General features: G+C 61.4%; 16 protein-coding genes. 8 read left to right on the plus strand and 8 right to left on the minus strand.

What is annotated here, in order from left to right:
- Window positions 1-62: 62 nt before the first annotated feature.
- The 3 genes from ABGM91_RS12050 to ffh form a co-directional block, all read right to left on the minus strand.
- Complete coding sequence (locus tag ABGM91_RS12050; protein ID WP_354832644.1) at window positions 63-821, minus strand: hypothetical protein; 759 nt, start codon at window positions 819-821, stop codon at window positions 63-65.
- Window positions 822-1045: 224 nt separating this feature from the next.
- Window positions 1046-2695 (minus strand): beta-N-acetylhexosaminidase, encoded by a 1650-nt coding sequence (locus tag ABGM91_RS12055; protein WP_354832646.1) that lies wholly within the window; start codon window positions 2693-2695, stop codon window positions 1046-1048.
- A 124-nt stretch (window positions 2696-2819) separates the two neighbouring features.
- Window positions 2820-4259: a signal recognition particle protein gene (gene ffh, locus ABGM91_RS12060; protein WP_354832648.1), complete on the minus strand. Its 1440-nt coding sequence runs from the start codon at window positions 4257-4259 to the stop codon at window positions 2820-2822.
- A gap of 111 nt (window positions 4260-4370) precedes the next feature.
- On the opposite strand from ffh, the gene nadA reads away from it, so the two are divergent.
- The 8 genes from nadA to ABGM91_RS12100 all read left to right on the plus strand — a co-directional run bounded on the left by nadA (window position 4371) and on the right by ABGM91_RS12100 (window position 13349).
- The gene (nadA, locus tag ABGM91_RS12065) at window positions 4371-5306 is read left to right on the plus strand and encodes a quinolinate synthase NadA (protein ID WP_215428488.1); all 936 of its coding nucleotides are present in this window, start codon (window positions 4371-4373) and stop codon (window positions 5304-5306) included.
- A 16-nt stretch (window positions 5307-5322) separates the two neighbouring features.
- Window positions 5323-6321: an SAM-dependent methyltransferase gene (locus ABGM91_RS12070; protein WP_354832650.1), complete on the plus strand. Its 999-nt coding sequence runs from the start codon at window positions 5323-5325 to the stop codon at window positions 6319-6321.
- A gap of 489 nt (window positions 6322-6810) precedes the next feature.
- Window positions 6811-7392, plus strand: coding sequence for an NADH-quinone oxidoreductase subunit NuoB (nuoB, locus tag ABGM91_RS12075; protein WP_215428486.1), 582 nt, complete (start codon window positions 6811-6813; stop codon window positions 7390-7392).
- Between the two features lie 55 nt (window positions 7393-7447).
- Window positions 7448-8032, plus strand: a complete 585-nt coding sequence (locus ABGM91_RS12080; RefSeq protein ID WP_215428485.1) for an NADH-quinone oxidoreductase subunit C — start codon at window positions 7448-7450, stop codon at window positions 8030-8032.
- A 35-nt stretch (window positions 8033-8067) separates the two neighbouring features.
- A complete protein-coding gene (locus ABGM91_RS12085) occupies window positions 8068-8880 on the plus strand; it encodes a hypothetical protein (protein WP_354832653.1) in 813 nt (270 codons plus the stop codon).
- 8 nt (window positions 8881-8888) lie between these two features.
- A complete protein-coding gene (locus ABGM91_RS12090) occupies window positions 8889-9188 on the plus strand; it encodes a hypothetical protein (RefSeq protein WP_215428483.1) in 300 nt (99 codons plus the stop codon).
- Window positions 9189-9197: 9 nt separating this feature from the next.
- Window positions 9198-10325: an AMP-binding protein gene (locus tag ABGM91_RS12095; protein ID WP_354832655.1), complete on the plus strand. Its 1128-nt coding sequence runs from the start codon at window positions 9198-9200 to the stop codon at window positions 10323-10325.
- Window positions 10326-10574: 249 nt separating this feature from the next.
- A complete protein-coding gene (locus ABGM91_RS12100; RefSeq protein ID WP_354832657.1) occupies window positions 10575-13349 on the plus strand; it encodes a hypothetical protein in 2775 nt (924 codons plus the stop codon).
- A gap of 89 nt (window positions 13350-13438) precedes the next feature.
- On the opposite strand, the gene ABGM91_RS12105 is transcribed toward ABGM91_RS12100, so the two are convergent.
- From ABGM91_RS12105 to ABGM91_RS12125, 5 genes are all read right to left on the minus strand, one after another.
- Window positions 13439-17119 carry a LamG-like jellyroll fold domain-containing protein gene (locus ABGM91_RS12105; protein ID WP_354832659.1) on the minus strand — a complete coding sequence of 1227 codons (3681 nt, stop codon included), beginning with the start codon at window positions 17117-17119 and terminating at the stop codon, window positions 13439-13441.
- A 164-nt stretch (window positions 17120-17283) separates the two neighbouring features.
- Entirely contained in the window at window positions 17284-18093 is an 810-nt protein-coding gene (locus tag ABGM91_RS12110) for a PEP-CTERM sorting domain-containing protein (protein WP_354832661.1), read from the minus strand.
- A 556-nt stretch (window positions 18094-18649) separates the two neighbouring features.
- Window positions 18650-19972, minus strand: coding sequence for a Gfo/Idh/MocA family oxidoreductase (locus tag ABGM91_RS12115; RefSeq protein ID WP_354832663.1), 1323 nt, complete (start codon window positions 19970-19972; stop codon window positions 18650-18652).
- A 22-nt stretch (window positions 19973-19994) separates the two neighbouring features.
- On the minus strand, window positions 19995-22097 hold the full coding sequence (locus tag ABGM91_RS12120) for a M3 family metallopeptidase (protein WP_354832665.1): 2103 nt from the start codon (window positions 22095-22097) through the stop codon (window positions 19995-19997).
- 108 nt (window positions 22098-22205) lie between these two features.
- Complete coding sequence (locus ABGM91_RS12125) at window positions 22206-23861, minus strand: tetratricopeptide repeat protein (RefSeq protein WP_354832667.1); 1656 nt, start codon at window positions 23859-23861, stop codon at window positions 22206-22208.
- Window positions 23862-23870 lie beyond the last annotated feature (9 nt).

Consider the following 23870-nt stretch of genomic DNA (forward strand, 5'->3'; position numbering starts at 1 on the left):
CAGCTTGCGGGCTCCCGGCTGCAAGGCAATCTCCCCGGACGGGGTTTCCGGAAGCTCATCCCCTAAAAGGGATTTAAGGAAATCATGCGCTTCTGCGTCCAGTGTCCGAAGGTGGAGGAGTACACATCCGTAATTTCCCGGGACCATTCGTCAATGGTGCGCTGATGGTGGGCGTATTTTTTAAAATCCTTGATATCCACGCCCAACAGGGCGCTGTGGTCTTCCTCATAATCCGCAAATTCGGAGACGATGCGGCCTTCTTCGTCCCGCAGGCGCCCCGCCATGGCGATATGGCCTTTTTTGATGAATTTTTTGACCAGGCCTCCCCCCTTGATGCCGCTCAACGCCGTGACAAAGATGCCCGCTTTGGCGTTCGTGGGCGTGATGGAGATGATGGCGAGTTCCAGCGTATAGGCACCCCTGGTTCCCGGAGGCACCATTTCAAAATGCGGATTTTCGGCAACCTCCTTTTCCATGCTGGTCGTGACGCTCTTCTGGAAGTATTCCGCCAGACCGCGCAGGGCATCAAACCCTTCCGCCGTATCCGGCCTCACATCCATGTGCACCGTATCCACCGGAACGACGGCCATCAGGACTTTTTTGCCATCCACGCCATTCACCTTGTCATTCCAGGCTTTTTTATCCTCAGCATTCCAGTATGCGTCAAAGGGAATATGGGAGTCGCCATTTTTTATCTGATGGGTCACAAATCCCGTTTTGGGAACATGCTTGAAGTTGTTGGAACAAGACATTACCGCCATGCCGCCAAGCACCACGAGGGCCATCAGAGAAGCCAGAAACAGAAACCGGTATTTTTTCATAAACAGGCAATCAGCTAGAGTCATTTCATACATGACCCGGCTTCTCCTGTCAATAAAACCCCGGAAACCCCTTCTGCGGACGCAAGCTTTTTCCGAAGAGCGGCGTAGGAGCTTTTCACCATGCGGAGCCGGGAGCCTTCAGGGAGCGCCGCAGGCCTCTGGGGCAGCCGAAAGGAAATGAAACGTTCACGAACGAATTTAAAGAGTCCCCGTTCCGGGGAGGGTTACTCTTCATCATCCATGGGGCGGTATTTCACGGCCAGTTTTTCCAGGAGTTTCAGGGCCAGGGCCGCGCGGCTGCGGAAGGATTTGTAATCCCGCGGGTCGCAGTCGCTCCAGGCGCGTTCGGCCAGCGCCAGGGCGCGGGGCCACGCCATGTATTCCACCAGTCCCATATTGTACAGGTATTCCGTCCAGATGTTGGCCTGGAGGCCGCGCACCTTGGCGGCCTCCTCCGGGGAGAGTTCCGGCAGTTCATAGCCGTAGACCTGCCTGAGCGGTATCAGGCCCCCGATGGCCTTCGGCTCCGTGGGAGCGGCGGACTGGTAGTAGTCAAAGTAGAAGTGGGAGCACGGGGCCAGAATGACCGGGTGCCCTTTTCTGGCCGCCGCCGCGGCAAAGTCATTGCCACGCCACGCCATGACGAAGATGTGCTTGTCCGCCTCCAGCTCCCCGGCTTCATCCCAGACGATGGCGTCATAACCGCCCTGGCGAACGTAGTCCGCAATCTGCCGCAGAAAGTCCCGGCTCAGGGCCCTGAGGTCCGTCTCCTTCAGGTCTTTCAGACGGCTCTGGCAATATTTGCAGTTTTTCCATGCTTCCGCGGATACCTCGTCATGGCCCAGATGGATGGGGGAGCCGGGCGGGAAGACGGCCTTGAGTTCATCCACCACGTCTTTCACGAAGCGGAGCGTTTCCGGACGCCCCATGCAGACGGCGTCCCGGCCTTTTTTGCCTTCCACGGGAAAGTCCACCCCGTCGCAGATCAAATCCCCGTAAGCATGCATGGCCGCGTAGGAATGGCCGGGAAGGTCTATTTCCGGCACAATGGTGACCTGGCGGCTGCGGGCATAAGAGATGATTTCCCGCATTTGATCCTGGGTGTAAAAACCGCCGTAGGTGGCCTCCGGGTCATTCTCCTGGATGGCCAGCTTCACTTCCTGCCAGTTCCATTCCCCGTTGGCCAGCGGCACGCGCCACGCGCTCATGGAGGTGAGGAGGGGGTATTTTTTGATTTCCATGCGCCAGCCGGGCCCGTCCGTCAGGTGCAGGTGAAGCCGGTTGAGCTTGAACAGGGACATGGTGTCAATCATGCGCTTGACCTCCGCCATGGTGAAGAAGTGGCGGGAGACGTCCAGCATGATGCCGCGCCATTCAAAGCGGGGAACGTCCCTGATGGAAAAAACGGGCACGGAGAAGCCTTCCGCGGTCCGGTTGGCGTTCAGTATCTGCACCGTGCTCTGCCAGGCGTAAAAGAGCCCGGAGGGAGCCGCCGCTTTCAAATGCAGCACGCCCCGGCCCTCCTTCCCGGCGTCCAGGCGCGCCTCATATCCTTCTCCCGTTCCCGCGGGGGTTCCTTCCACGGAGCACACCACGTCTGCGGATTCCCTGTCCCCGGTCATGGAGAGGCCGGACAGGACGCCCTGGGCGTTGAGCACATTCAGGAGAGCTTCCACCACGGGAGCATCCTTTTCCGGCGCATAGACCGCCAGCCGCAGCGGGAGACGCGCCACGGCGGAGCGGTCAGACCTGCATGCGGAGGGCGCGGGGAGCAGCACCTCCTCCGCCGGGACGGCATTACCTTTTTCCGCATTCAGCAAGCCGGCCAGAACCAGCACAGCCGCTACCCGGTAAAACCGCCTTTGATCCGTCATTCCCGGAGTACGGGAACGCCCCAGCCGTTCTTTCACGCAAAGGGCGCCGCCAAGAGGGCCGCGCTCCGTGCACGCAAATAAAAAGGCGCGGCTGATTGCACAGCCGCGCCTCTGGTCACAACCGTTATTTGCGGCCGCCGAAGAGGCCGCCTAATCCTCCGCCGAGTCCACCAAGACCTTTCAGGGAACCCAGTCCGCCGCCCATGCCGGGAAGGCCGGGCATCTTGCCGCCCTTCCCCTTCATGGCCGTCATCTGCTTCATCATGGCGCCCATTTTGCCCTTGCCGGACATCATCTTGCGCATCTCGGAAAAGTTCTTGATGAGCTTGTTCACCTCCATCAGGGAGCGGCCGCAGCCGGCGGCAATGCGGCGGCGGCGGGACGGGTTCAGCAGGTTGGGATTGCTCCTTTCCTTGGCCGTCATGGAGAGCACGATGGCTTCCATGTGCTTCATCCTTTTGGGGTCCAGCGCGCCGTCCGGAAGCTGCTTCTTGATTTTGCCGAAGCCGGGGAGCAGGCCCAGCAGGCCTTCCAGCGGTCCCAGGTTCTGCATCATCTTCATCTGGTCCAGGAAGTCGTTGAAGTCAAATTTGCCGGACATCATGCGGTCCATGGATTTGGCCGCCTGCTCCTCGTCAATGCGGGCGGCGGCATGCTCCACCAGCCCCACGATGTCGCCCATGCCCAGGATGCGGTCCGCCATGCGGCCGGGGACAAAGGGGCCGAACTGGTCCAGCTTTTCCCCTTCACCGGAAAATTTGATGGGCTTGCCCGTCACGGAGCGCATGGAGAGGGCCGCGCCCCCGCGGGCGTCCCCGTCCAGCTTGGTCAGGACGATGCCCGTGACGTTCACGGCCCGGTCAAAGGTCTGGGCCACGTTCACGGCCTGCTGGCCCGTAGCGGCGTCCACCACCAGCAGGGTTTCCCGCGGGGAGAGGAAGGCGTGCAGGTGGTGCAGCTCGTCAATCAGGGCTTCGTCCACTTCCTGGCGGCCCGCCGTGTCAAAAATCATCACGGTCCCGTTCTGGGTCCGGGCCCATTCCAGGGCCTCACGCGCCACGGCCACCACGTCCCGGCTGCCGGGGGCGGGCTTGTACACGGGCACTTCTATCTGTGCCGCCAGCGTGGCCAGCTGGTCCACGGCGGCGGGGCGCACCAGGTCACAGGCCACCAGCAGGGGACGGCGCCCCTCGTTTTTCAGACGCAGGGCCAGCTTCGCGCTGGTGGTGGTTTTGCCCGCGCCGTTCAGGCCCACCACCATGATTCTGGCGGGGTCCGTCAGGTCCAGCCCCACGGCGTCCCCGCCCAGCAGGGCGGCGATTTCATCCCGGAAGATTTTGACGATCTGTTCCCCGGGCTTGATGGATTTAAGGACTTCCTGCCCCATGGCGCGCTCCTTCACGCGGCCAATGAATTCCCGGGCCACGCCAAACTCCACGTCCGCTTCCAGCAACGCCAGCCGGATGTCGCGCAGGGCGTCCGCAATGTTCTTCTCTGAAATCTTGCCCAGGCCGCGCAGCCTCCGGAACGTGTTATCCAGTTTATCTGCTAAAAGTGAAAACATAATCGTATGATGCGCCAGACTGTGCCACAATTCCCCGCCCCCGTCAACAAGTGCGCCCTGCATGGGACATGATGCTTGACTTGCCGGGGGCTTCCCCCCATCTTTTCCCGCATGGCACCTTTTGACCTGAAAGAGGAAATTTTACGCCTGAAACAAGAACGCAACGCCATTATTCTGGCGCACAGCTACCAGACTGGGGATATCCAGGACATGGCCGATTACGTGGGCGATTCCCTGGGGCTGGCCTACAAGGCCCAGCATACGGACTGCGGCGTGATCGCCTTCTGCGGCGTCCATTTCATGGCGGAGACCGCCAAAATCCTCAATCCGGACAAAACCGTCATCCTGCCGGACGCGGACGCCGGGTGCTCCCTGGAGGCCTCCTGCGACGCCGGGGAACTGGAAGCTTTTCTAAAAGAGAACGCCCATAAGAATTATTACGTGGTGGCGTACGTGAACTGCTCCATCGGCGTGAAGGCGCTGGCGGACGTGATCGTCACCTCCGGGAATGCCGTGAAGATCGTGTCCCAGGCTCCGGAGGACCGCCCCATCCTGTTCGTGCCGGACCAGAACCTGGGCGCCTGGGTAGGCCGTCAGCTGAACCGCCCCATGGAGCTGTGGAACGGCGCGTGCCACGTGCACATGGAGTTTACGCGGGACCAGATTCTGGCCCTGAAGGAGAAGCACCCCGGCGCGCCGGTGGTGGCCCACCCGGAGTGCACGGAGGCCGTGCGCCTGCTGGCGGACCACATCTGCTCCACGGAGAAGATGATTCCCTACTGCACGGAAAGCCCTGCCAGGTCCTTCATCATCGTTACGGAATCCGGCATCCTGCACCGCCTGCGCAAGCTGGTGCCGGGCAAGGAGTTCATCCCGGCCCCCACGGAGCAGTGCTCCTGCAGCACCTGCCCGTACATGAAGATGAACACGCTGGAAAAACTGTACCTGGCCCTGCGGGACCTTTCCCCCGCCGTGGAACTGCCGGAAGACTTGCGCAAGAGAGCGGAAGCCCCGCTGCTGCGCATGCTGGAGCAGTCCAAATCCTGACCCGTTTTCCCTGAGCATGATACGCCTTTCCGACCACATCGCGGCCGCCGGCGGCTGGCTTTCCCTGGAAGCCTTCATGCAGCTGGCCCTGCACCACCCGCAGGAGGGGTATTATTCTTCATCCATTGAGAACATCGGGCGCCGCGGGGATTTTTCCACCACTCCCACGCTGTCCCCCATTCTGGCAAAAGCCATCGCCGCCCGCTGGAAGGAGGCCTGCGCCCGCTGCGGCAAGCGGCTGCCCCTGCTGGAGATAGGCGCCGGTTCCGGCGCGCTGGCCGTCAAGGTCCTGGAGCAGCTGGGGTTCTGGAACCGCCTGAATACGGATTACGTGATTGTGGAGTCCTCCCCCCGGCTGCGGGAATTCCAGCATCTGCTGCTCGGGAGCCAGGCCAGAATTTATGCCACCATGGAGAAGGCGCTGAAGCACTGCGACGGCAGGGCCTTTATTTTTTCCAACGAGCTGGTGGACGCCTTCCCGGCCCGCGTGTTTGAGTATACGGAACAGGGGTGGCAGGAGGTAGGCCTTGCCGTGAAGGACGGAGCCGTGCGGGAGGAACTGCGCCCCGTCCGCCAGAAGCCGCTTTTTTCCCATATGCTGGAGTACGATTCCCAGCCGGGGCAGCGTCTGGAGATTCATGATTCCTACGCGCGCTGGTTCACCGGCTGGCTGCCCCTGTGGAGCAAGGGAGTCATGACCATCGTGGATTACGGGGATGAAATGGAGCGCCTTTATTACCGCCGCCCCAAGGGTTCCCTGCGCGGGTATAAAAGCCACCAGGTGCTGAGCGGGGAGGAACTGTACCGGCACCCCGGCCTCACGGACCTGACGTGCGACGTGAACTTTACGGACCTGCTGGAGCTTTCCCGCAATTGCCTGGGGGATACGGTCACCCTGATGACCCAGCGGGATTACCTGCTCCCCTACGCGGAGAACACGCCGCAGGACGCCTTCCTGACGGATGAGGATGGCGCGGGCGGCCATTTCCACGTGCTGATTCAGGAACGGCTTTAAGACAGGTACGAACGCCGGAACCCGGGCGTACCCGGTCGGATGGGATGCGAAGCATGAAGCCCGCAGGGCGGTTGAGTCTGAAAAATGAACGGATTCATGGAAGGTCTGCCTTCATCCCCTCCAAGAGGGGTCATACATTAACATTTCATCGTCAATACATAACAAATCCTTTTCAGCGCTTCTGTCATAAATTTCTCCACTTTTTGAACATCATGCCGTCACCGGGACTCTAACCTGCATCAGTAACAAACCGGGCGGCGGGAGGTAGAGAGACCGCCACCCACAATGGGGAGTTCTGAGTTTCATAGGTAATATAGTTGGATAAAAACCCGCACGGGGGAAACCCCGTGCGGGTTTATTCATCCCTGCTCCGGACCGCCCGGAAAACAAGGCCGGAACAGGCCGCAGAAAATCATGGCTGAACCAAATTAAGGCTTGAGAGTTGAAGGCATCTCGCTAATCTGGCTTCAGCAAGAATCATCTGTTATCATGGCCACCACGAACGAAACGAATATTTACGAAACAGGAGTACTGGACTCCAACGCGGAAGGCAGTTTTGTCTATACCACCCTGGACGCCGCCATCAACTGGATTCGTAAAAATTCCCTCTGGCCCATGCCGATGGGGCTTTCCTGCTGCGCCATTGAGTTCATGGCCGTGGCGTGCTCCCGGTATGACCTTTCCCGCTTCGGTTCTGAAGTGACGCGCTTTTCCCCCCGCCAGGCTGACGTGATGATCGTGGCCGGCACCGTTACCTACAAGATGGCCCTGGCCGTCCGCCGCATCTGGGACCAGATGCCGGAGCCCAAGTGGTGCATCGCCATGGGCGCCTGCGCCTCCACCGGCGGCATGTTCCGCTCTTATTCCGTGCTCCAGGGCGTGGACAAGATTATTCCTGTGGACGTTTATATTTCCGGCTGCCCCCCCCGCCCGGAAGCCATTCTGGAAGCGCTGCTCACCCTGCGCAAGAAGCTGGATACCCAGCAGCCCGCGCGCACCTTCTTCAAGAAGGAAGAGCCGCGCGAAGCCAACGCCCCCGTTCCGGTCGATACGGAAATGCCCCTCGAATAACACGCCAGACCCCCGACTGTTTTCCTACCGTTCCACCTTTTACCATTCCTTTTTCATGCCTTCTCTAGAATCACAGATCAAGACCGCCGCAGACAACGCCCAGAAACGCTTTGGGAAAGACGTCATCACGGACCGCTATGAGTTCCGCGGAGACGTTACGCTGACCGTCGCACGCCACGCCGTGGCGGACGTCGTGCGCTGGCTGCGGGATTCCGCCGGATTTGACATGATCGTGAACCTTTGCTCCGTGGACAATATGGGAGAGAGCCCCCGCTTTGAAGTCAACTACACGCTGACGCAGGCGGAAACGGGCGTGAACCTGAGCCTCAAGACGAAGGTGGACGACGGTGAGGAAGTGCCCTCCGTCTCTGGACTCTTCCAGTCCGCCAACTGGCACGAACGCGAAGTGTGGGACCTGATGGGCATTAAATTCTCCGGCCACCCGGATTTACGCCGGATTCTGATGTGGGAAGGCTATCCTTATTTTCCTTTGCGAAAGGATTTCCCGGTTCAGGGCGTACCTACTGAGTTGCCCGGCGTCGCCTTCACGGAGGCAGCCCCCACGCAGGGCGCGCCATTCGCCACGGAACAGGGCCGCTGCCCCAGTGCATGCCGCGAACCCCGGTCCCATAAATTCTAGCCCATTTTCCAGCCCCGCAAGGCGGGGCCCATCCCATGACCCGACTCCCCCTCATTCTGCCCGTGTGTATCATCAGCCTGCTCAGCGGCTGCCAGGACGCAAATCCGGCAGAGCAGGAATGGAGGGACCAGTTGTATAAAAATCTGGCGATCGTGGGAGCCAGAAACTGGATTGTCATTGCGGAGTCCTCCTTCCCCGCCTATACGGGCGCGGGCATCAAGACCATGGTTTCCGACAAGACGTCAGATGAAGTGCTCATGGACGTGCTGAATATGCTGGAGGAGGAGGCCCATGTGGTTCCCCGCATCATGGTCAGCTCTGAACTGCGCAGCGTCACGGAGGATTACGCTCCTGGCGTCAAGCGTTACCGCAATAATATCAACAAGATGCTTCCGGGACGCCAGCATTTTGAGTTGATGAGCCGCACGATCAATTCCCTGATCGAAGACGCCGCCAAGCAGTTCAACGTGCTGGTCATCAAGACCAGGACGTCCCTGCCCTATTCCAATATTTACATTGAACTGGATTCCGGGTACTGGAATTCGGAATCGGAGACGGCCCTGCGCAAGTCCCTGGAGGCCAAGGACGCGGCCAACCGCCGCGCGGCACAGGACACGGTGCTGGACGTCCCCCTTGCTCCGGGAGCGGCCCCCGCGCCCGCGACGCAAGCTCCCAAGGCAGGCCCCCAGACGCCGGGAACGCCTGCCGCCCCCACGGATAACCTGCCGGAGCTGCCCCGGGAAAACGGCCAGCCGTCCTCCCCTGCCGGAGACAAGGCTCCGGGAATTGCCCCTCCCCCCATCAAGGACCCGCTGGGCGGCAAGACCTCCATGGCAAGACTTTCATGAACCATCATATGGACAAGGCCACAGAAGAACGCCTCCGCGTGGAGGCATGGGTAGGGGACGCCATTCTGGCGCTGTACGTCAGGGAATGGATTCTGGCGGAAGAAGGAGCGATCAACGGAAAGCTTTTCATTGAGTTCACCAGCAATGATTTCCTGCGCCGCACCGGCAACGCCACAGGCGTGGAGGCGGAAATAGGCCGCACGTTCAAGACAGGCGGCCTGGAAGCGGCTTATGCGTGGATTGAGCACCATCTGAAACCCCGCATGGAGGAGCGCTGGCATACCCTGCGCAGGAACGCCTCCCGGTAAACCGCCGCCATGTCCGCCACCGGAACATCCCTGCCCTGGGACCGGGACAACGGCCCCTGCGTGATGGCGCCACCCCATTTGAAGGACTGGGGGGAACGTGCCGCGGCCTTTCTTTCCCGCCAGGGGATGGACAAGGCCGTTGCCTTTACCACGTCCGGTTCTTCCGGTTCCCCGCCCAAAGCCATTTTATTCACCCGCCGCGCCTTGGACGCCTGCGCGCGCGGCGCGCTGGACCACCTGCACGCGGAACGCGGGGACTGGTGCTGCCCGCTGCCCGTCTGGCACGTGGGAGGCGCCATGATCCACCTGCGCGCCGCCCTGGCCGGGACCGCCGTCCATACGCTTCACGGCAAGTGGAATCCGCATGCTTATGCGGACCTGATGAAAAGTTCCGGGGCCCGCTGGTCCTCCCTGGTCCCCACGCAGGTTATTGACCTGGTCAGCCATCGCCTCCAGGCTCCGGCCACCGCCGGATGCATTATTGTGGGCGGGGGGGCGCTGGACTTGGAAATGGGGCGGAAGGCACGCGCCCTGGGCTGGCCCGTGGTGCAGAGCTACGGCATGACGGAGTCCGGCTCCCAGCTGGCTACCGCCCTCCCCGGCGATCCCTACCACACGGACCGCCTTTCCCTTCTGCCGCACTGGGAGGCGGCAACGGATGAAGGAGGGCTCCTGCGCTTCCAGGGGGAAGGCAAGTTGTGCGGACGCCTGCTGACGCAGGCCGATGGAGGTTTTCTGCTGGAACGGGTGGCCCCGCAGGAGTGGTGGCGCACCCGTGACCTGGCGCGCCTGGAAGGGCGCCTGCTGACCTTCCTGCGCCGGGCTGACAGGCTCGTCAAGGTTCTGGGGGAACTGGTGGACCCGGATGCCGTTCAGGATGCCCTGCGCCGCAGCGTTCCGGAGGCCGTGGTGGAGGCCGTCCCGCATCCGCGCGCGGGAACCGAACTGGTCGCCTGCGGGCCTTCCGCGGCATTGCTGGAACAGGCCTGCCGTGAATGGAATGCGGCGGCTCCCGGCCCCCAGCGCATCCGTTCCGTCATGGAGACGCCTCTTCCCCTGACGGTGATGGGGAAACTGGACCGCAGCCGGCTGCGCGCCCTGCTGCGGGAACAGCCGGAAAAACGCCGGGAGGTTTAGTGCGCCGCCCGCCGGAAGTTTTTATTTAAAATGGCGCGGACCGGAGGGACGCTGCGGGCTTGAAATCCCCGGTTCCTTCCGCCCCTCCCGCCCGTGAAGCCCGCTCCCATGGCCCCTGTCCGTACCCCCGGAGCCGTTTCAGGAGCCTGCTTTAAATTAAAGAACGTGACATAATAAATAGTTAAACATTCAGTCACGTGAAAAACGCTTGTAGGGCAGAGGTTTTTCCTGCTAGAAAAGAGCTGACCCATGCGTGCCCGTCTTCTGCTTATTCCCTTTATTTTTTCCCTCCCGGCCCACGCCCAGGACGCTCCGTCCCAGGCGCCCGCAAATCCGCCCGGACAGGCGGAGTCCGCCCCGGTCCGGGACCTTTCCCAACTGCCCATGGACGGCGGCTGGACGTATGGGGAACTGCTTGACAAGGCCGCCACGGGAGATTTCCGGGCCAACATGCTGGCCGGGGAGTACTGGATGGGACTTTATTACCTGAACCGCGGGGACCTGCCGCTGGCCTGCCTGGAACACATGCAGCATTTTTTCCGTGACGCGGCGACCGCATCCGGGCATCCGGCGCCCAGGCTCATGATGACGGACCCCTACGGGATTTTCGGCATTTTCAAGGCGCAAACCATGCAGCCGGAGCATGCGGAATGGCTGGAGGCCTGCCGCAAGCTGGCCGGGAAAGGGGACATGGACGCCGTCACCGCGCTGTACACCGTTACAGACCTGCCGGAGGCAGAGTTGAGGCGCTACCTGGCTCCCCTGGAGAAGAAAGCCGCCTCCGGCGACCAGGACGCGCTGGCCCAGCTCGCTTTCATCAAGGTGGACTGGCTGAAGGAGGACCCGGCCGCCGTTTTGGATTCCCTGATGAAGCACCGGAAAAACGCCAAACCGGTTCTTCTGGCCCGGATGGGGGAACTGGCCCATTTTCTGGGAAAGACAGCTTCCCCTGACCATCCGCGCCGGAAGGAGTGGCAGGAGCTGGCCTTTGAGACTCTTTCCAAAGCGGCAGAAGCGGGGCACGCCGCGGCCATCGCCATGCTTCCCACCCTGCCTGAAGAAATCCGCGGCGGGCTCAAGCATGAATACCTCACGGAGCTTCTGGAGAGGGGGGACCTTCCCACCATGCTGGCCCTGATTTCCCGGGGCGCCAGCGGAACCCTCAAGCTGGAGAGCGGGCAGGTAAAGCGCATCTGTGACAAAGCCCGGAAACTGGGGAGCAATAATGCCTATGCCTGGTACGCGCAGTGGATTTCCGAACAGAAGCCGCCGCAGGAACAGGAGCTGCGCAAAGCCGCTCTGGACCTGCTGGCCCTTCATGACGAGCGGGGCATGCCCTTCCTGAAGGAACCGCTTACCCTGCCCCAGAAAAAGCTTAACCAGCTCCCGCCCTACGCCAAAACGCACAAGGAGCTGGAACTTGCCTCCCAGCTGGGAGACGCGGATTCCAGCGTCCAGCTGGGCGAGCTGTGGAAGGAGGAGCTTGCCAACACCATGGATTCCGTGGGGAAGGCCCATGAAGCGCGGGAAAACATGCGCACGTGGTACAAGCAGGCGGCGGAGGAAGGCCACCCCCTGGCCAAACTGCGCCTGGCCCAGATGGAGGACCCGGAGTTGATGGACAGGCCTGCCATGGAACCGGCCAAAACCCTGCTGAATGACTGCCTGGCGAAAGCCGCCACAGGGGATTTCATCACGCTGAGAGGCATTTCCGAGTACGTCACTCCGGAACAGTGGGAAGACCTGACCGCCGTTCTCCGCAAAAAAGCGCAGGAAGGGGACGCCCGCAGCCAGGCGGACCTGGCCTACCTGATGCTGTTCAGCTACAGGAGCGAGGAGTCCGGCTACCCGGAAGCCCTGGCCTGGGCCCGGCTTTCCGCCGGACAGGGGGACCCCTGCGGCATGTACGTGCTGGGTCGCGCCCTCATCTATGAATTCGGTCTGGAAAAGCGTATGGCGGAGGGGGATTCCTGGATGTTCCGGGGAGCCCTGAAAGGCCATGTGGATGCGGCGGACATGTGGAGTTCCAATAATGAAAACCTCCAGCCTTACAGCGCCATGATGCACGGCCTGGCGGCGCGGGGGCACATTCCCTCCCTGCTCTTCCTGGCCAACCAGGCCGCCTATCCCCAGAATATGGAGGAAGCGGCGGCGCAGGATTCCTCCAGTTCCCCTTACCAGCAGGTGAAGCTGACTCTGAACGGGACGGATGAAAATACTCCCCCGTGGCTCAAAAAGCCGGGCGCGAAGAATAAGGCGGAAGATACCCTGACGGACGCCGGAGCCGTTCCGCCCTGGATGACGCCATCCGGCAAGGAACGCCAGGCCCCCGCCCCACAGGCCATTAACCCGGAGGCCGTGAAGCTGTGGGAACAGGCCGTGGAACTGGGCAGCCTGACCGCCCTGGACGAGCTGGCCAATTATTATGAAACCGTGGCCGGGAACATAAAGGACCCTGCGGAACGGCAGCAGCTCCTGGCTTCCGCCATGACGGCAGCCACCGCGCTGGTGAAAAAGGAGGATGTGCGCGGCCTCAAGAGGCTGGCCCGGTATTACGAGCAGGGAATCGGCGTGCAGCCGAACAAGGAGCTGCACAAGGATTACGTGCTGAAGGCCGCGGAGACGAGGGACCCGGAGGCCCTGGTGGAGAAGGCGCGCCTGCTCATCAAGGGAGAGGACATGGAGCCGGACCCCAAGGCGGCGCTTGATATTCTGACCAGGCTGGAGCAGAACCAGACCCATGCCGTGCCGGGCATGTATTTCCTGCTGGGCTACCTGCATGAGGAAGGCCTGGGAATACCGCAGGATACGGCGCTGGCCTACCAGTTTTACATTAAGGGCGCGGAACAGGATGACGCCAAGTCCATGAATAACCTGGGTTCCATGTATGAACGCGGAACGGGCGTGGCCAAGGACCTGGCCGAGGCGCAGAAGTGGTACGAACAGGCAGCGGAACTGGGGAATGAGGACGCCCGCGCCAATGTGGAGCGGGTGAAGGAAAAGATCAAGAAGAAGGGGAAATAGTTTCCTCCCCTGTCCCGGGAATACCGCAGAACGGGGTGGGCCGCAGACCTCTGCGGCCCTTTCTATTTCACAAAGGGAGAGTAAAAAAGCTATTCCCGCGTCACTTTCAGGCGGAGGAAGCGGCGTCTCATTCCACTCTCCTGCACGGGTTCCGTATCCCGGAATTCGGCGGACGTCTTTCCGGCGGTTTCCACTTCCCCCAGGGACGTCCAGTTGACCAGGTCCGGGGAGACTTCCACTTCATGCCTTACTTCCGCCGCCTGCGGGTTCACGGGCCAGCGCAGGACCATGTGCATTTTTCCGTCAGCGCCCTCTTCCGCCGTCACCTTCGTGACGCTTCCGCAGGGTTTCAGCGGGTCCAGGCCCGTGGCGTATTTCATCAGGTTGGTGATGCCGTCCCCGGAGGGGGAGGCATCCGCAGCCGTCCGGTCCGCCGCGGCGTCCGGCGGGAAGGTGTCCTGCACCCATTTGTCGTAGCCCGCCAGGTCGGCCCCGGCCTGCGTGACGGTGACGGCGCATTCCTGCTTGTCGGAAGCGCGGAATACCACCGTTCCGGACCGTGCGGCGGCGGATTTGTTTTCCGCCGCCGTCAGGATGACCGTGGTGCGGCCAATGCCGGAGGCGGCGGAAACGGAAATCCATTCCGGAGATTCCGCCACCACCCAGCCCAGGGCTTCCTCTTCCATCTGCACTTCCACATCCACCGCGCCTCCGGCGGCGGGAACGGACGCCCCCACCCGGGACAGGCTGAACGGGGAGGCCGTCACGGGGAACGACGTGGAAGACACGTAGCGGTTGGCGGCGCGCAGCAGGGAGCGCCGGTCAAAGTAGTTGTTGCTTCCGGTGGCGTCCGCCACGTCCAGCCCCATGTCCCAGTACATGAAGCCCGCCAGCTTCTGGCCGCTGATGTATTTGGCTTTCTTTTTGACGGTGGTGACGCCGTTGTAATGCAGCGTCAGGTTCAGGCCGGAATAGGAATAAACGGCCGTGTCATTGTCGGGGTTGTCCGCTTCCGGGCAATTGGCGGCAATCTCCCTGTATCCCTTGATGTAGTCCCCCGGCTTTTTGCCGTCAGGCAGTCCGGAGGTTCCGGGCGTTCCCTGGAAAGGGGCGCTTAAAATGATCTTGTTGTCCGGGAAGCCCTGGCTCCGGAATTTTCCGCAGGCGGAAACCATGCTGTTATAAGTATTCACGTCAATGGACGGCCCGTAGTTCTGAAAGGTGAAGTAGTCCACATACTGCATGTACGCGGCGGGGAACCAGTAGGCGACGGTATGCAGGGAGATGGAAAAGAACATGTCCGGATTGGTCTCCCGGATGGCTTGGGCCAGCTGGCCGTAGCTGGTCCATTTCCCGTCTCCCTGGTACAGCCATTCAAAGTCCAGGTCCACGCCGTCCAGCGGATATTTTTTCAACAGGTCCCTGATGCCGTCCGCAAATCTCTGGCGGGCGGCGGCATTAGGCAGCATGGCGCTCCACGCTCCTCCGGCAATGCCCAGGCGGATGCGCATGCCTCCCACCCCTTCCGTCATGCCGCGCAGCGTGCGCACATGTTCCGCCCAGGAGGCGGTATCACGGCCAAAGACATCGCTGTTCCCCCAGCGGGCCACGATGAGGCGGTCATTCCAGTTGGGCTGCACTTCCGTGCCCAGGCGGTTGACGGGCCGGGCCAGATGCCACACGCGCATGTCGTCTATTTTCCCCTTCAGGTTCCGGCCCACGACGGCATTCGGCGTGCCGTTCATCTCCCCGGCGGCAACCGCCGCCGTTTGCAGGGGGGAACCGTTCAGGTAAAAGACGCCCGTTCCCGCCGTGGAGTTGCGGATGAAGGCCAGCCAGAAGTATTCATGCAGGGCTACTGCGGGCAGGTCCGCCTCCCAGGCGGCGGTGGAGCCCGCTTGCAGGCGCGCCTTGTAATGGCCGTCCGCCCACGCCAGCGTCATGGACACGCTGTCGTTTTCAAACAGGGTGACATTCTGCTCCCCGGCGGATAGAGCCAGATTCACTTCAATAGTGAACGCGTTGGCATTGCTGCCCGCCAGCAGCCCGTTGCCCACGTTCATATAAGCGTTTTCTCCGGTGAATTCCAGAACGTTCGTCCGCGTGCCGTCAGCGGGGAGAAGCTGCACGCCCCGGCTTTCCGTCACGTCGTTGTCCGGGTAGGAAAAGATGATGTCCCCATTGGCGGCGGCGGAAGCGGCGCCGATGTAAATGAGGTCGGAGTTATTGATCATGTGGGGGCGGGAGGGCCAGTTCCACATGATATGGCTTTCACGGACGTATCCGGTCACCAGCATGTACCGGAAGGTGTTGTTGTCCGTGACGATGGAGAATTCCGCTCCGGGCGGCGTCACCGCTTGGTAAGGCCGGGTGAAGGAACTGCCCGTTTTGCCCGCAAATTCCGTCCATTTGGCGTCCCGGAAGTCGCCGTCCAGCCTCCATAATCCTATCAGGCGGCCATACCTGGGGTGTGCCATGGGCAACGGCCCCGTCAGGAAAAAGTCATCCGCCTCCGCCCCCAGCTCCGCATTCCAAAGCCGCAGTTCATCCCGGGCGCCCTTGAACTGCGCCGCCAGCTCCAGCCCGGTCCAGCCGTTTTTCATGGCAGCGAGGTAAGGCGCGGCGGGAGCGGTCCCCGCCAGTATTCCGTCCACATACAGGCTGACGTTTTCCGCCCCCAGGGATACCGCCACATGGCGCCAGGTTCCGGCGGCAAAGGACTGGCCGGAAGCCTCCAGGGAAGCGGGAGTTTCCGCATTCCCCGCTTCCAGGCGCAAACGGCCCCCGTTCAGGGAGAGCATGGAAGACCCCAGGGAAAGTATGGCGCCGGAGGCGGCGTCCTCATCCGGCCTGATCCACAGCTCACAGGTCATTTCCCCGTTTCCGGTCCAGGCGTCCGCAGGAACGGGAAGCGCCACCGGGGAGGAAAGAACGGTCAGCGCCTTGTTATGCAGCACGCTGACGGGCCGCGGCTCCGGAGCGGGAGGGGCCGCAGTATCATCCGTACGGACAGTCAGCGCATTCAAATTCATGGAGCCTGTTCCGGCGGAGCTTCCTTCCTTCACCACGTCAAAAACGAGCGTCCCTGCCTCATCCGCTTCCGCAGTCCATTCCACCGCCATGTAAGTATCCGCATCCGCCGTGTTGACGCCCCCCTTCCATTTGCCGTCCGTCCGGGAACCGGTGGAGGTCTGGAGGGCCTTCACGTCCACATGCCCTCCGGATACCAGGGAAACGGACTGGTACGCAGGCCTTCCGCTGCCCAGGAAAAAGGAAACGGCATATTCCTTGCCCGGAGCCAGTCCGGAAAGGGAGACCCGTACCGTACCGGCCCGGGCCGCCATGCCGTTGGTGAAGAGCATCAAACTTGTATTAAGCGCCTCCCCATGATTCGGGAAGGCGAAAACGCTTTCCGCCTCCAGCACGCCGCCCGCCTGCGTTCCCCGGGTTTCCCCCTTTTCCCGCCACGTGGAATTGGCGTTGTTGTAACACATGTTTCCCACGCTTGCCTCCGACTTGGCCGCCACAGCCAGATACACGGAACGCCCGAACAATGTTCCGGCCAGAACGGGGGAGGAAGAGGCTTCCAGATTATTTCTCCGCAGGGGCACGCTTTTCAGCGTGGCGGACGGGGCGGTGGTCACTACCCCCATATTCGTCCATCCCGGCTGCGCCGCAGAGGAGGCATTGCCGAAATCCACGCCGAAGGATTCCACCGTTCCCCCACCCTGCGCCAAATTCCCCAGAGCGCAAAGAGCGGAAACAACCATGACTCCAAAAAGAAAGAAGAGAGATTTCCTTTTCATAGATATAAAGTTACTACATAATCTAACAAATCAAGCTCTGCAAATAAAAAATGCCGGAAAGGGGGATGGCAGCTGCCATGCTCTTTCATCCCTCCTTTCCGGTTATCTCGTCAAAAAACTGAATGTTCCTATCTTTTGCGCCGCCGCAGCATCAATGCGGCCAGGGCGACCAGCCCCAGAGACGCCGTAGACGGTTCAGGAATGGGCTCGGTCGCCAGCATGAACCCGTTTAAAACAACATCCCCGCTTAAAACATCCGCGGCCACGCCCGCGGCGCGTTCATATGTGAGCGTCACCTGGCCGGAGCCGTCCGTAGTGAAGGTCCATTCCATCCCCACGCCGGAGGAATCCGTCGTTCCCTGAAAGGTTGAACCGGCCACCGTTCCCGCACCTTCATAACCGTCCATCAGGCTGCCGGTGACGTCACTGACGCCGCCTGAAAGAGTCATGCTGGTTTTATTAGTGGAGAAGCCGCTGTTGCCCAGAACGTAGAGATAATAGGTGGTATTGGCCGCCAGGCCGCTCAATGTGAATTGCAAGCCGACGGCCTGAGTTTTCACCCCGTTGCACTTTCCGTTGATGGAAGAGTACGTTACGGTGTCCGGGAACAGGGAGTTCAGGGAGGGAGCCGTTCCCGCCGCGTCCAGATACCCCGCATTCATGGCGGCGGTGCTTTTATAAGCCATGCTGAGCGTGATGTCCCGGCCATCCAGATTGCCTAGAACGAGGGAAGAGGAAACAGCGCCCCCGTTTTTGCTCAAGGAAGCAATGGGAGTGTAGGAGGTGGCTTTTCCTCCCGTGATGGAAGTCGTTTGAGTAGCCACACTGATCCAATCCGAATCCCCGGCGGAGGAAGACCCCAGATTGATTTTCAAGGAAGCCGCAGAAGCCGCGGAGACGGCCCCTGCCAATAATAGCAGAATGAATGATTTCTTCATGGTTTTAACCAATTCACAAGATATATGCCGGATTTGGAATCCGAAGTCAAGCCTACAAAATTGAAAGAAAAATGGTTCCAGGAAATTGAGTCGTCAATACTCCGTGATTTGCCGGAGGTATTGTTGAGGCATGGGCTTCCTTTGCGTTCCAGTAATAGTTAATAACCGTCTTTGCATTCTGGCGGCGGTTCGCCATCAGGGCCGGAACGCTGACTCCCAGGCGATAGGCAACTGTGAAAGGTAATGAAGGAAATGTTGATGGAGCGTTAACTTGTCATTCCTGCAAGCCATCCCGGCGCATCGCGAAGGACGGCTTTTCGTGATTGGGGAACTCATACCGGATTCCAAATCCGTCCGATTTATAACTTCATCCTGACCAATAAGTTATTTTTTATCATTTAAAACCGGAAGAATCATGATTTATAAACTTGGCCAATTATTCTGCCTTTTCATGGTGGAATAAGTTTTCAACCATCAACGGTTCCAGCCCCGGAATCAACAAAAAACGGACGGTTTCCCGTCCGTTTTCTGGAAATTGAGGCGTTGAATTACCGGATCAATAGTCCAGTTCACCCCTCATGACCCGGCGCTCGAATTCGGCCACGTCCACTACCTGGCCGGTCAGCCGGGCGTGTTCCGTGGCGAAGGCCATCACATGGGAGTGGGCGGATTCTTCAATGGAAGTGGTCATGTCCGCCGGGGTGGGCACCGTCAGCATGTCGTCATAAAGGGCGTCCACCAGTCCCCAGTCGCCGCCGCCGTGGCCCTGGTAGCCTCCGGCCAGTTCTTCCAGCTCCACCACGCGGGTTTTTCCGCCAAAGTGGGGCGTGACGGTGATTTCACCGGGGCCGTTTTCCTTGTAGAAGGCTCCGGCGCGGATTTTGCCCTTGGTGCCGTATACCTCGATATGGCGTCCCTGTTCAAAGGCCGTCATCGTGAAGGTGCCGGTCAGGCCACCTTCAAAGCGCATGATGGAGACCTGGTGGTCCGGCTGGTCGTTGTCGCACTGGAGGTAGTCCCTGCCCCACGGCGAGGTTTTGAGCCACTCGCAGATTTCCTCCGCCGTGGCTTCCTGCGCGCGGTCGTAGACCATGCCCAGCCAGCGCTTGCATTCGTCATCCGTGGCGTATTTGCGGGCGTCCCAGGGGTCTTCCCCCACCGGGGAGGTCCAGTCCGTACAGCGTTCCGGCCGGGGGGAGGAGAGCGTTTTTTTCGTGAAGAAGGTGAGCTCCCCGAAGCTGGCTACGGAGAGGCATTTGCGCCGCCCCATGAGCCAGTAGAGGATGTCCATGTCATGGCAGCATTTGGCCACGATCATGGGAGTGGAGGTTTTGCTGTTGCCCCAGTGACCGCGCACGAAGGAGTGGGCGAAGTGCCACGCCCCCACGCCTTCATTGGCATTGAAGGTGATGACGTCCCCTATTTCCCCGCTGGCGATGATTTTTTTCAGGGTGCGGTAGAACTGGGTGTAGCGCAGCACGTGGCACACGGCCACGCGGCGCTTCAGCTGGCGCGCCATGTCACGCAGTTCCAGCGCTTCCCTCAGCGTCTTGGCGATGGGTTTTTCCAGCAGGACGTGGTAGCCCAGCTCCATGGCTTTTTTGCACGGGCCGTAGTGGTAGTCGTCCTGCGTGCCGATGATGGCTACGTCCGCCAGGCGCGGTTCCTCCAGCAGGGAGGCGGCGTCCTTGAACAGGCGGATGGAGTCCCGTTCCTCCTCCGGGGCAAAGTCACGCACGGCTTCCGTGCGCTGCTTGACGGGGTCCGCCGCGGCGGCAATGCGGTAGCGGTCTTTTTGTTCCATGGCCAGCTTCATGTAGGTGCGCGTACGGGAGCCGCACCCGATGCCGGCGAGAGAGAGTCTTTTTTGTTCAGGCATGAGGATTATATGATCAATTGATTTAAAGAACTCCGGATTTGACGAGCAACGCTTCCGCGTCCGGATCACGGCCCATGAAGTCGCGGTAGAGTTCCGCGGCAGGCTTGCTGTTGCCCTTGCTGAGGATGCAGCGGCGGAAGTCGCGTCCGGTCTGCGGGTTCAGCACCCCTTCTTTCAGGAAGCGGCTGAAGGCGTCCGCTTCCAGCACTTCCGCCCATTTGTAGGAGTAGTAGCCGGAGGCATAGCCCGTGGGGTCCGCGAAGATGTGGGTCAGGCGGCGCGCCACGGAGGGGCCGCGGTGGGTCATGGGCACCCGGTAGTCCGCCAGGATGCGCTCATCCGTTTCTTCCAGCGGAACGCCCTTGTACTGCGGCCAGTTCACGTGAAGCTCCAGGTCCAGCTTGCCGAAGCAGAGCTGGCGCATGAAGTCCGTGCCGCTCATGTAGTTGCGGGCGGCGCGCATTTTGGAGAAGAGTTCATCCGGGATTTTTTCACCCGTCTCATAGTGCGCGGCAAAGAGGTCCACGGATTCCCGCTCCCAGCACCAGTTTTCATTGATCTGGGAGGGCAGTTCCACAAAGTCCCAGGCCACGTTGGTGCCCGCCAGGGATTTGACCTCCACATCGGAAAGGAGCTGGTGCAGCAGGTGGCCGAATTCATGGAAGATGGTTTCCACCTCCCGGTGGGAGAGCAGCGCGGGCTTGTCCCCCACGGGCTTGGTCATGTTGCCGACCATCAGCCCCACGTGCGGAACGCGGGGCTTGCCGCCGTGCGGGGGTTCCCCCACGCTCAGGTAGTTCATCCACGCCCCGGCGCGCTTGGAGTCCCGCGGATGCCAGTCCGCATAAAAGGAGCCCAGGTGCTCCCCGCTTTCCGCATCATGCAGTTCATAGAACAGCACGTCCGGGTGCCATACTTCCACCGCGCCTTCCGGCACTTCTCCGGGTTCTCCCGGCTTGAAGGCCACTGTGGGGCGCGGCGTTACCGTGATGCCGTACAGGCCGGAGTAAATGGAGAAGAGGCCGTCCATCACCTTTTCCACGGAGTAGTACGGCCGCAGGTCTTCCTCATCAAAGGCGTACAGCTCGCGGCGGCGTTTTTCAGACCAGTAGCCGGTTTCCCACGGTGAGAGTTTTTCCACGGGTTTTCCGGTTTTTTCCTCCTTGTAGAGGCGTACGGCTTCCATGTCTTTCAGGAAGGAGGGCTTCACCTTGTCGTGCAGGTCGTTGATGAAGTCCAGGGCGTTGGCGCCGCTCCCGGCCATGCGGCGGGAGGTGGCGTAGTCCGCAAAGCACCCGTATCCCAGCAGGCGGGCCTTTTTATCCCGCAGTTCCAGGATTTCCGCAATAAGGGCCTCGTTGTCGTATTCCCCGTCCTTCCCGATGGAGCAGGAGCCTTCCCACATTTGACGGCGCAGGCCGTCCGAGTCCGCGAACTGCATGACGGGCTGGAGGGAGGTGAATTTCTGCGTAAAACGCCAGCGGGGGGCTTCTTCCGTGCCGTGGCCATTGGCCAGGGCGTCCAGCCGGGCGGCCTCCTTCGCGGAGTCCGGCAGGCCGGAGAGTTCCGCTTCATTTTCCACGATGAGTTCCCAGGCGTTGGTGGAGTCCAGCACGTTTTCCGCGAATTTCTTGGTCTTCAGGGAGAGCCGGGCTTCTATTTCCGCATATTCCGGCTTCACGCCGTCCGGCAGGTCCGCCCCGCTTTCACGGAAGTCCGCCAGGGTTTCCTGAATGAAGCGCTGCCTGACGGGGGAGAGGTCTTTCACCCAGTCACAGGCCGCGGCGGCTTTCAGGACCGTCCACAGGCACGGGTTCAGCGGCACGGAGGAGGAGAAGGCCACCACCTCCGGCAGCATTTCACCGATGGCTTCACGCTGGGAGGGTTCATCATTCACGGAGTCCAGATGCATGGCCCGGCCCCAGCCGAGGTGCAGGTCCTCCGAGGCTTTTTCCAGAGCGCCGAAGGTGCTTTCATAAGTGAGGGAGTCCAGGAGCTGGTCGCAGATGGCCTGGATGTTGGCTTTGGCGCGGGAGATGGCCTCCGTGATGTCCGGCTTGATGGCGTCCGGCGTGAGCCGTGACCAGGAGACCAGGAAGGAGGGGTCCAGATAGGGATGGTTCATATTTGATTGATGTATGTGGTTATTGAAAATGAATGGTTGCCGGAATGTTGCCGCGCCAGGGAGCCAGGGCGCCCGCCAGGGAAATACGGCCGTTCACAGGTATCCATTTTATTTGGTCCGGTTCTTTTTCCGCGCCTGCGTTACGGGCGCGGCCTTTTCTTTGCCGCGCGCCTGGCTCATGGTGGCCAGTACCCCGGCGTGGTTGGGGAAGCGCTTCAGCGCCTGTCCGCACATGTCCGCGCATTCCCGGTATTTGCCGCCCTGGAGGTAGGCCTGGGCCAGCTTCCATTCCGCGGGGTACGGCACCACGGGGGGCAGCAGCAGGGAGGAGTAACGCTGGCTCCGAATGGATTCCGACATCCAGACGTTGGCGGAGTCCGGGAACATGAGGGCACGGATTTCCGAGGAGTAAAGGCTTCCCATTTGAAGACATCGCGCCCAGTAGGAGAGGCTCATCTGGCGCCGGGCCGCTTCCGCGCCTTCCATGAACAGGCGCAGGATGCCGGACAGTTTGTCAAAGCCGGCCGCTACGGCGCCCGGCCTGCCCTGTTTGGCCGCGCAGCAGGCGCCCATGTACTGGGTGACCACCGCCGTCATGCCGTTGCTCAAGTCCGGAAATCCCTTGGGGAGTGGCCCCGGAGACGCCTTCAGCAGGTGCGCCTGCGCGGGGAGGGAGGGCCTGGCCAGCATGAGCCGGACGGGCAATGTCCTGGCCTCCCAAATTTGAAGGAGCGTGCCGGGAGCCAGGGGGTGTTCCCTGTCCAGCGGCATGGCGGCCGCCCTGGAGGCGATGGCCTCCGCCTTTTTGTAATGGCCCGCGCAGAATTCAGAGACGGCACGGTAAAGAATGGAACGGAAATAGGCGTCATTCAGCGCACGGGGCACGTTTTCCGTTTTTTCCCACGCCAGGCACAGGTTTTCAGAGGCCTGGAAGGCGGCGGAAGCTCCTTCATAGTCCCCCGTGCGGAACAGGCAGTGCCCCAGCAGATGCTGGGCGGAAGCGGAGAGGGGGTTGGCCGCGGCGGCCTTGCGGGCGGTTTCCACCGTCTCCGGAGAGATGACCGGGGCCACCTCCTCCAGCAGGACACGCATGAACAGGGCCGCCTGGGAGTCCGGGCGTTCTTTCAGGACGGCGTCCACCACGCGGACGGCCTCCTTCTGCCCTTCTCCGGGGTTGCCGTCTCCGTCAAAGCCGTCGCGCAGGAGCATGGCGTAAAAGAGGGGGGCGTAAGGATCGCGCTTCCAGGTGGAGCAGATGTTTTTCCATGATTCCCGCGCTTTCTCCGGGCCGTCCATCAGCAGCACGGCCAGGGCGTCCGCATAGGCGCGTTCCTGTTCCGGGCAGTCCGGGCGCAGCGCCAGCTCCTTCATGCGCTTCATGGACTGGACGCGCCGGGACTGGAATTCCGGGCCTGCGCCCATCAGGCTCATGCACCGCCCCCAGTGGGCCATCAGGCAGTCCGGGTCCAGCCGGAGGGCGCCGTCAAATTTCAGGGTGGCGCGCATGTCACCGAAAGTGAGCAGGTGCGTCATCCCCTCCAGCACCAGAATCTGAACGGCGGGAGAGGAGGAGCCTACCATCATCATCTCCACGCCGGGCGGGAGCACGGCAGGCTGGGCCGGAACGCCGGCGCGGAAGACGGCCTCCCGCCAGCCGTTCAGGGACGGACTGCTCATCCAGTACCCGTGTTCCCCGCCCGGAGCGGCAGAACAGCAGCCCGCCAGGGTGGCGGACAGGAGAGCATGGCGGAAGGAGGCTTTCATGTCAGGAGC

The sequence above is a fragment of the Akkermansia muciniphila genome (genome assembly GCF_040616545.1).
Lineage (GTDB): Bacteria > Verrucomicrobiota > Verrucomicrobiia > Verrucomicrobiales > Akkermansiaceae > Akkermansia > Akkermansia muciniphila_E.

Excerpts from the sequence above, each read along its gene's own strand:
- ABGM91_RS12050 (WP_354832644.1), bottom strand. The coding sequence starts at position 821 with ATGAAAAAATACCGGTTTCTGTTTCTGGCTTCTCTGATGGCCCTCGTG.
- ABGM91_RS12055 (WP_354832646.1), bottom strand. The coding sequence starts at position 2,695 with ATGACGGATCAAAGGCGGTTTTACCGGGTAGCGGCTGTGCTGGTTCTG.
- ffh (WP_354832648.1), bottom strand. The coding sequence starts at position 4,259 with ATGTTTTCACTTTTAGCAGATAAACTGGATAACACGTTCCGGAGGCTG.
- nadA (WP_215428488.1), top strand. The coding sequence starts at position 4,371 with ATGGCACCTTTTGACCTGAAAGAGGAAATTTTACGCCTGAAACAAGAA.
- ABGM91_RS12070 (WP_354832650.1), top strand. The coding sequence starts at position 5,323 with ATGATACGCCTTTCCGACCACATCGCGGCCGCCGGCGGCTGGCTTTCC.
- nuoB (WP_215428486.1), top strand. The coding sequence starts at position 6,811 with ATGGCCACCACGAACGAAACGAATATTTACGAAACAGGAGTACTGGAC.
- ABGM91_RS12080 (WP_215428485.1), top strand. The coding sequence starts at position 7,448 with ATGCCTTCTCTAGAATCACAGATCAAGACCGCCGCAGACAACGCCCAG.
- ABGM91_RS12085 (WP_354832653.1), top strand. The coding sequence starts at position 8,068 with ATGACCCGACTCCCCCTCATTCTGCCCGTGTGTATCATCAGCCTGCTC.
- ABGM91_RS12090 (WP_215428483.1), top strand. The coding sequence starts at position 8,889 with ATGGACAAGGCCACAGAAGAACGCCTCCGCGTGGAGGCATGGGTAGGG.
- ABGM91_RS12095 (WP_354832655.1), top strand. The coding sequence starts at position 9,198 with ATGTCCGCCACCGGAACATCCCTGCCCTGGGACCGGGACAACGGCCCC.
- ABGM91_RS12100 (WP_354832657.1), top strand. The coding sequence starts at position 10,575 with ATGCGTGCCCGTCTTCTGCTTATTCCCTTTATTTTTTCCCTCCCGGCC.
- ABGM91_RS12105 (WP_354832659.1), bottom strand. The coding sequence starts at position 17,119 with ATGGTTGTTTCCGCTCTTTGCGCTCTGGGGAATTTGGCGCAGGGTGGG.
- ABGM91_RS12110 (WP_354832661.1), bottom strand. The coding sequence starts at position 18,093 with ATGAAGAAATCATTCATTCTGCTATTATTGGCAGGGGCCGTCTCCGCG.
- ABGM91_RS12115 (WP_354832663.1), bottom strand. The coding sequence starts at position 19,972 with ATGCCTGAACAAAAAAGACTCTCTCTCGCCGGCATCGGGTGCGGCTCC.
- ABGM91_RS12120 (WP_354832665.1), bottom strand. The coding sequence starts at position 22,097 with ATGAACCATCCCTATCTGGACCCCTCCTTCCTGGTCTCCTGGTCACGG.
- ABGM91_RS12125 (WP_354832667.1), bottom strand. The coding sequence starts at position 23,861 with ATGAAAGCCTCCTTCCGCCATGCTCTCCTGTCCGCCACCCTGGCGGGC.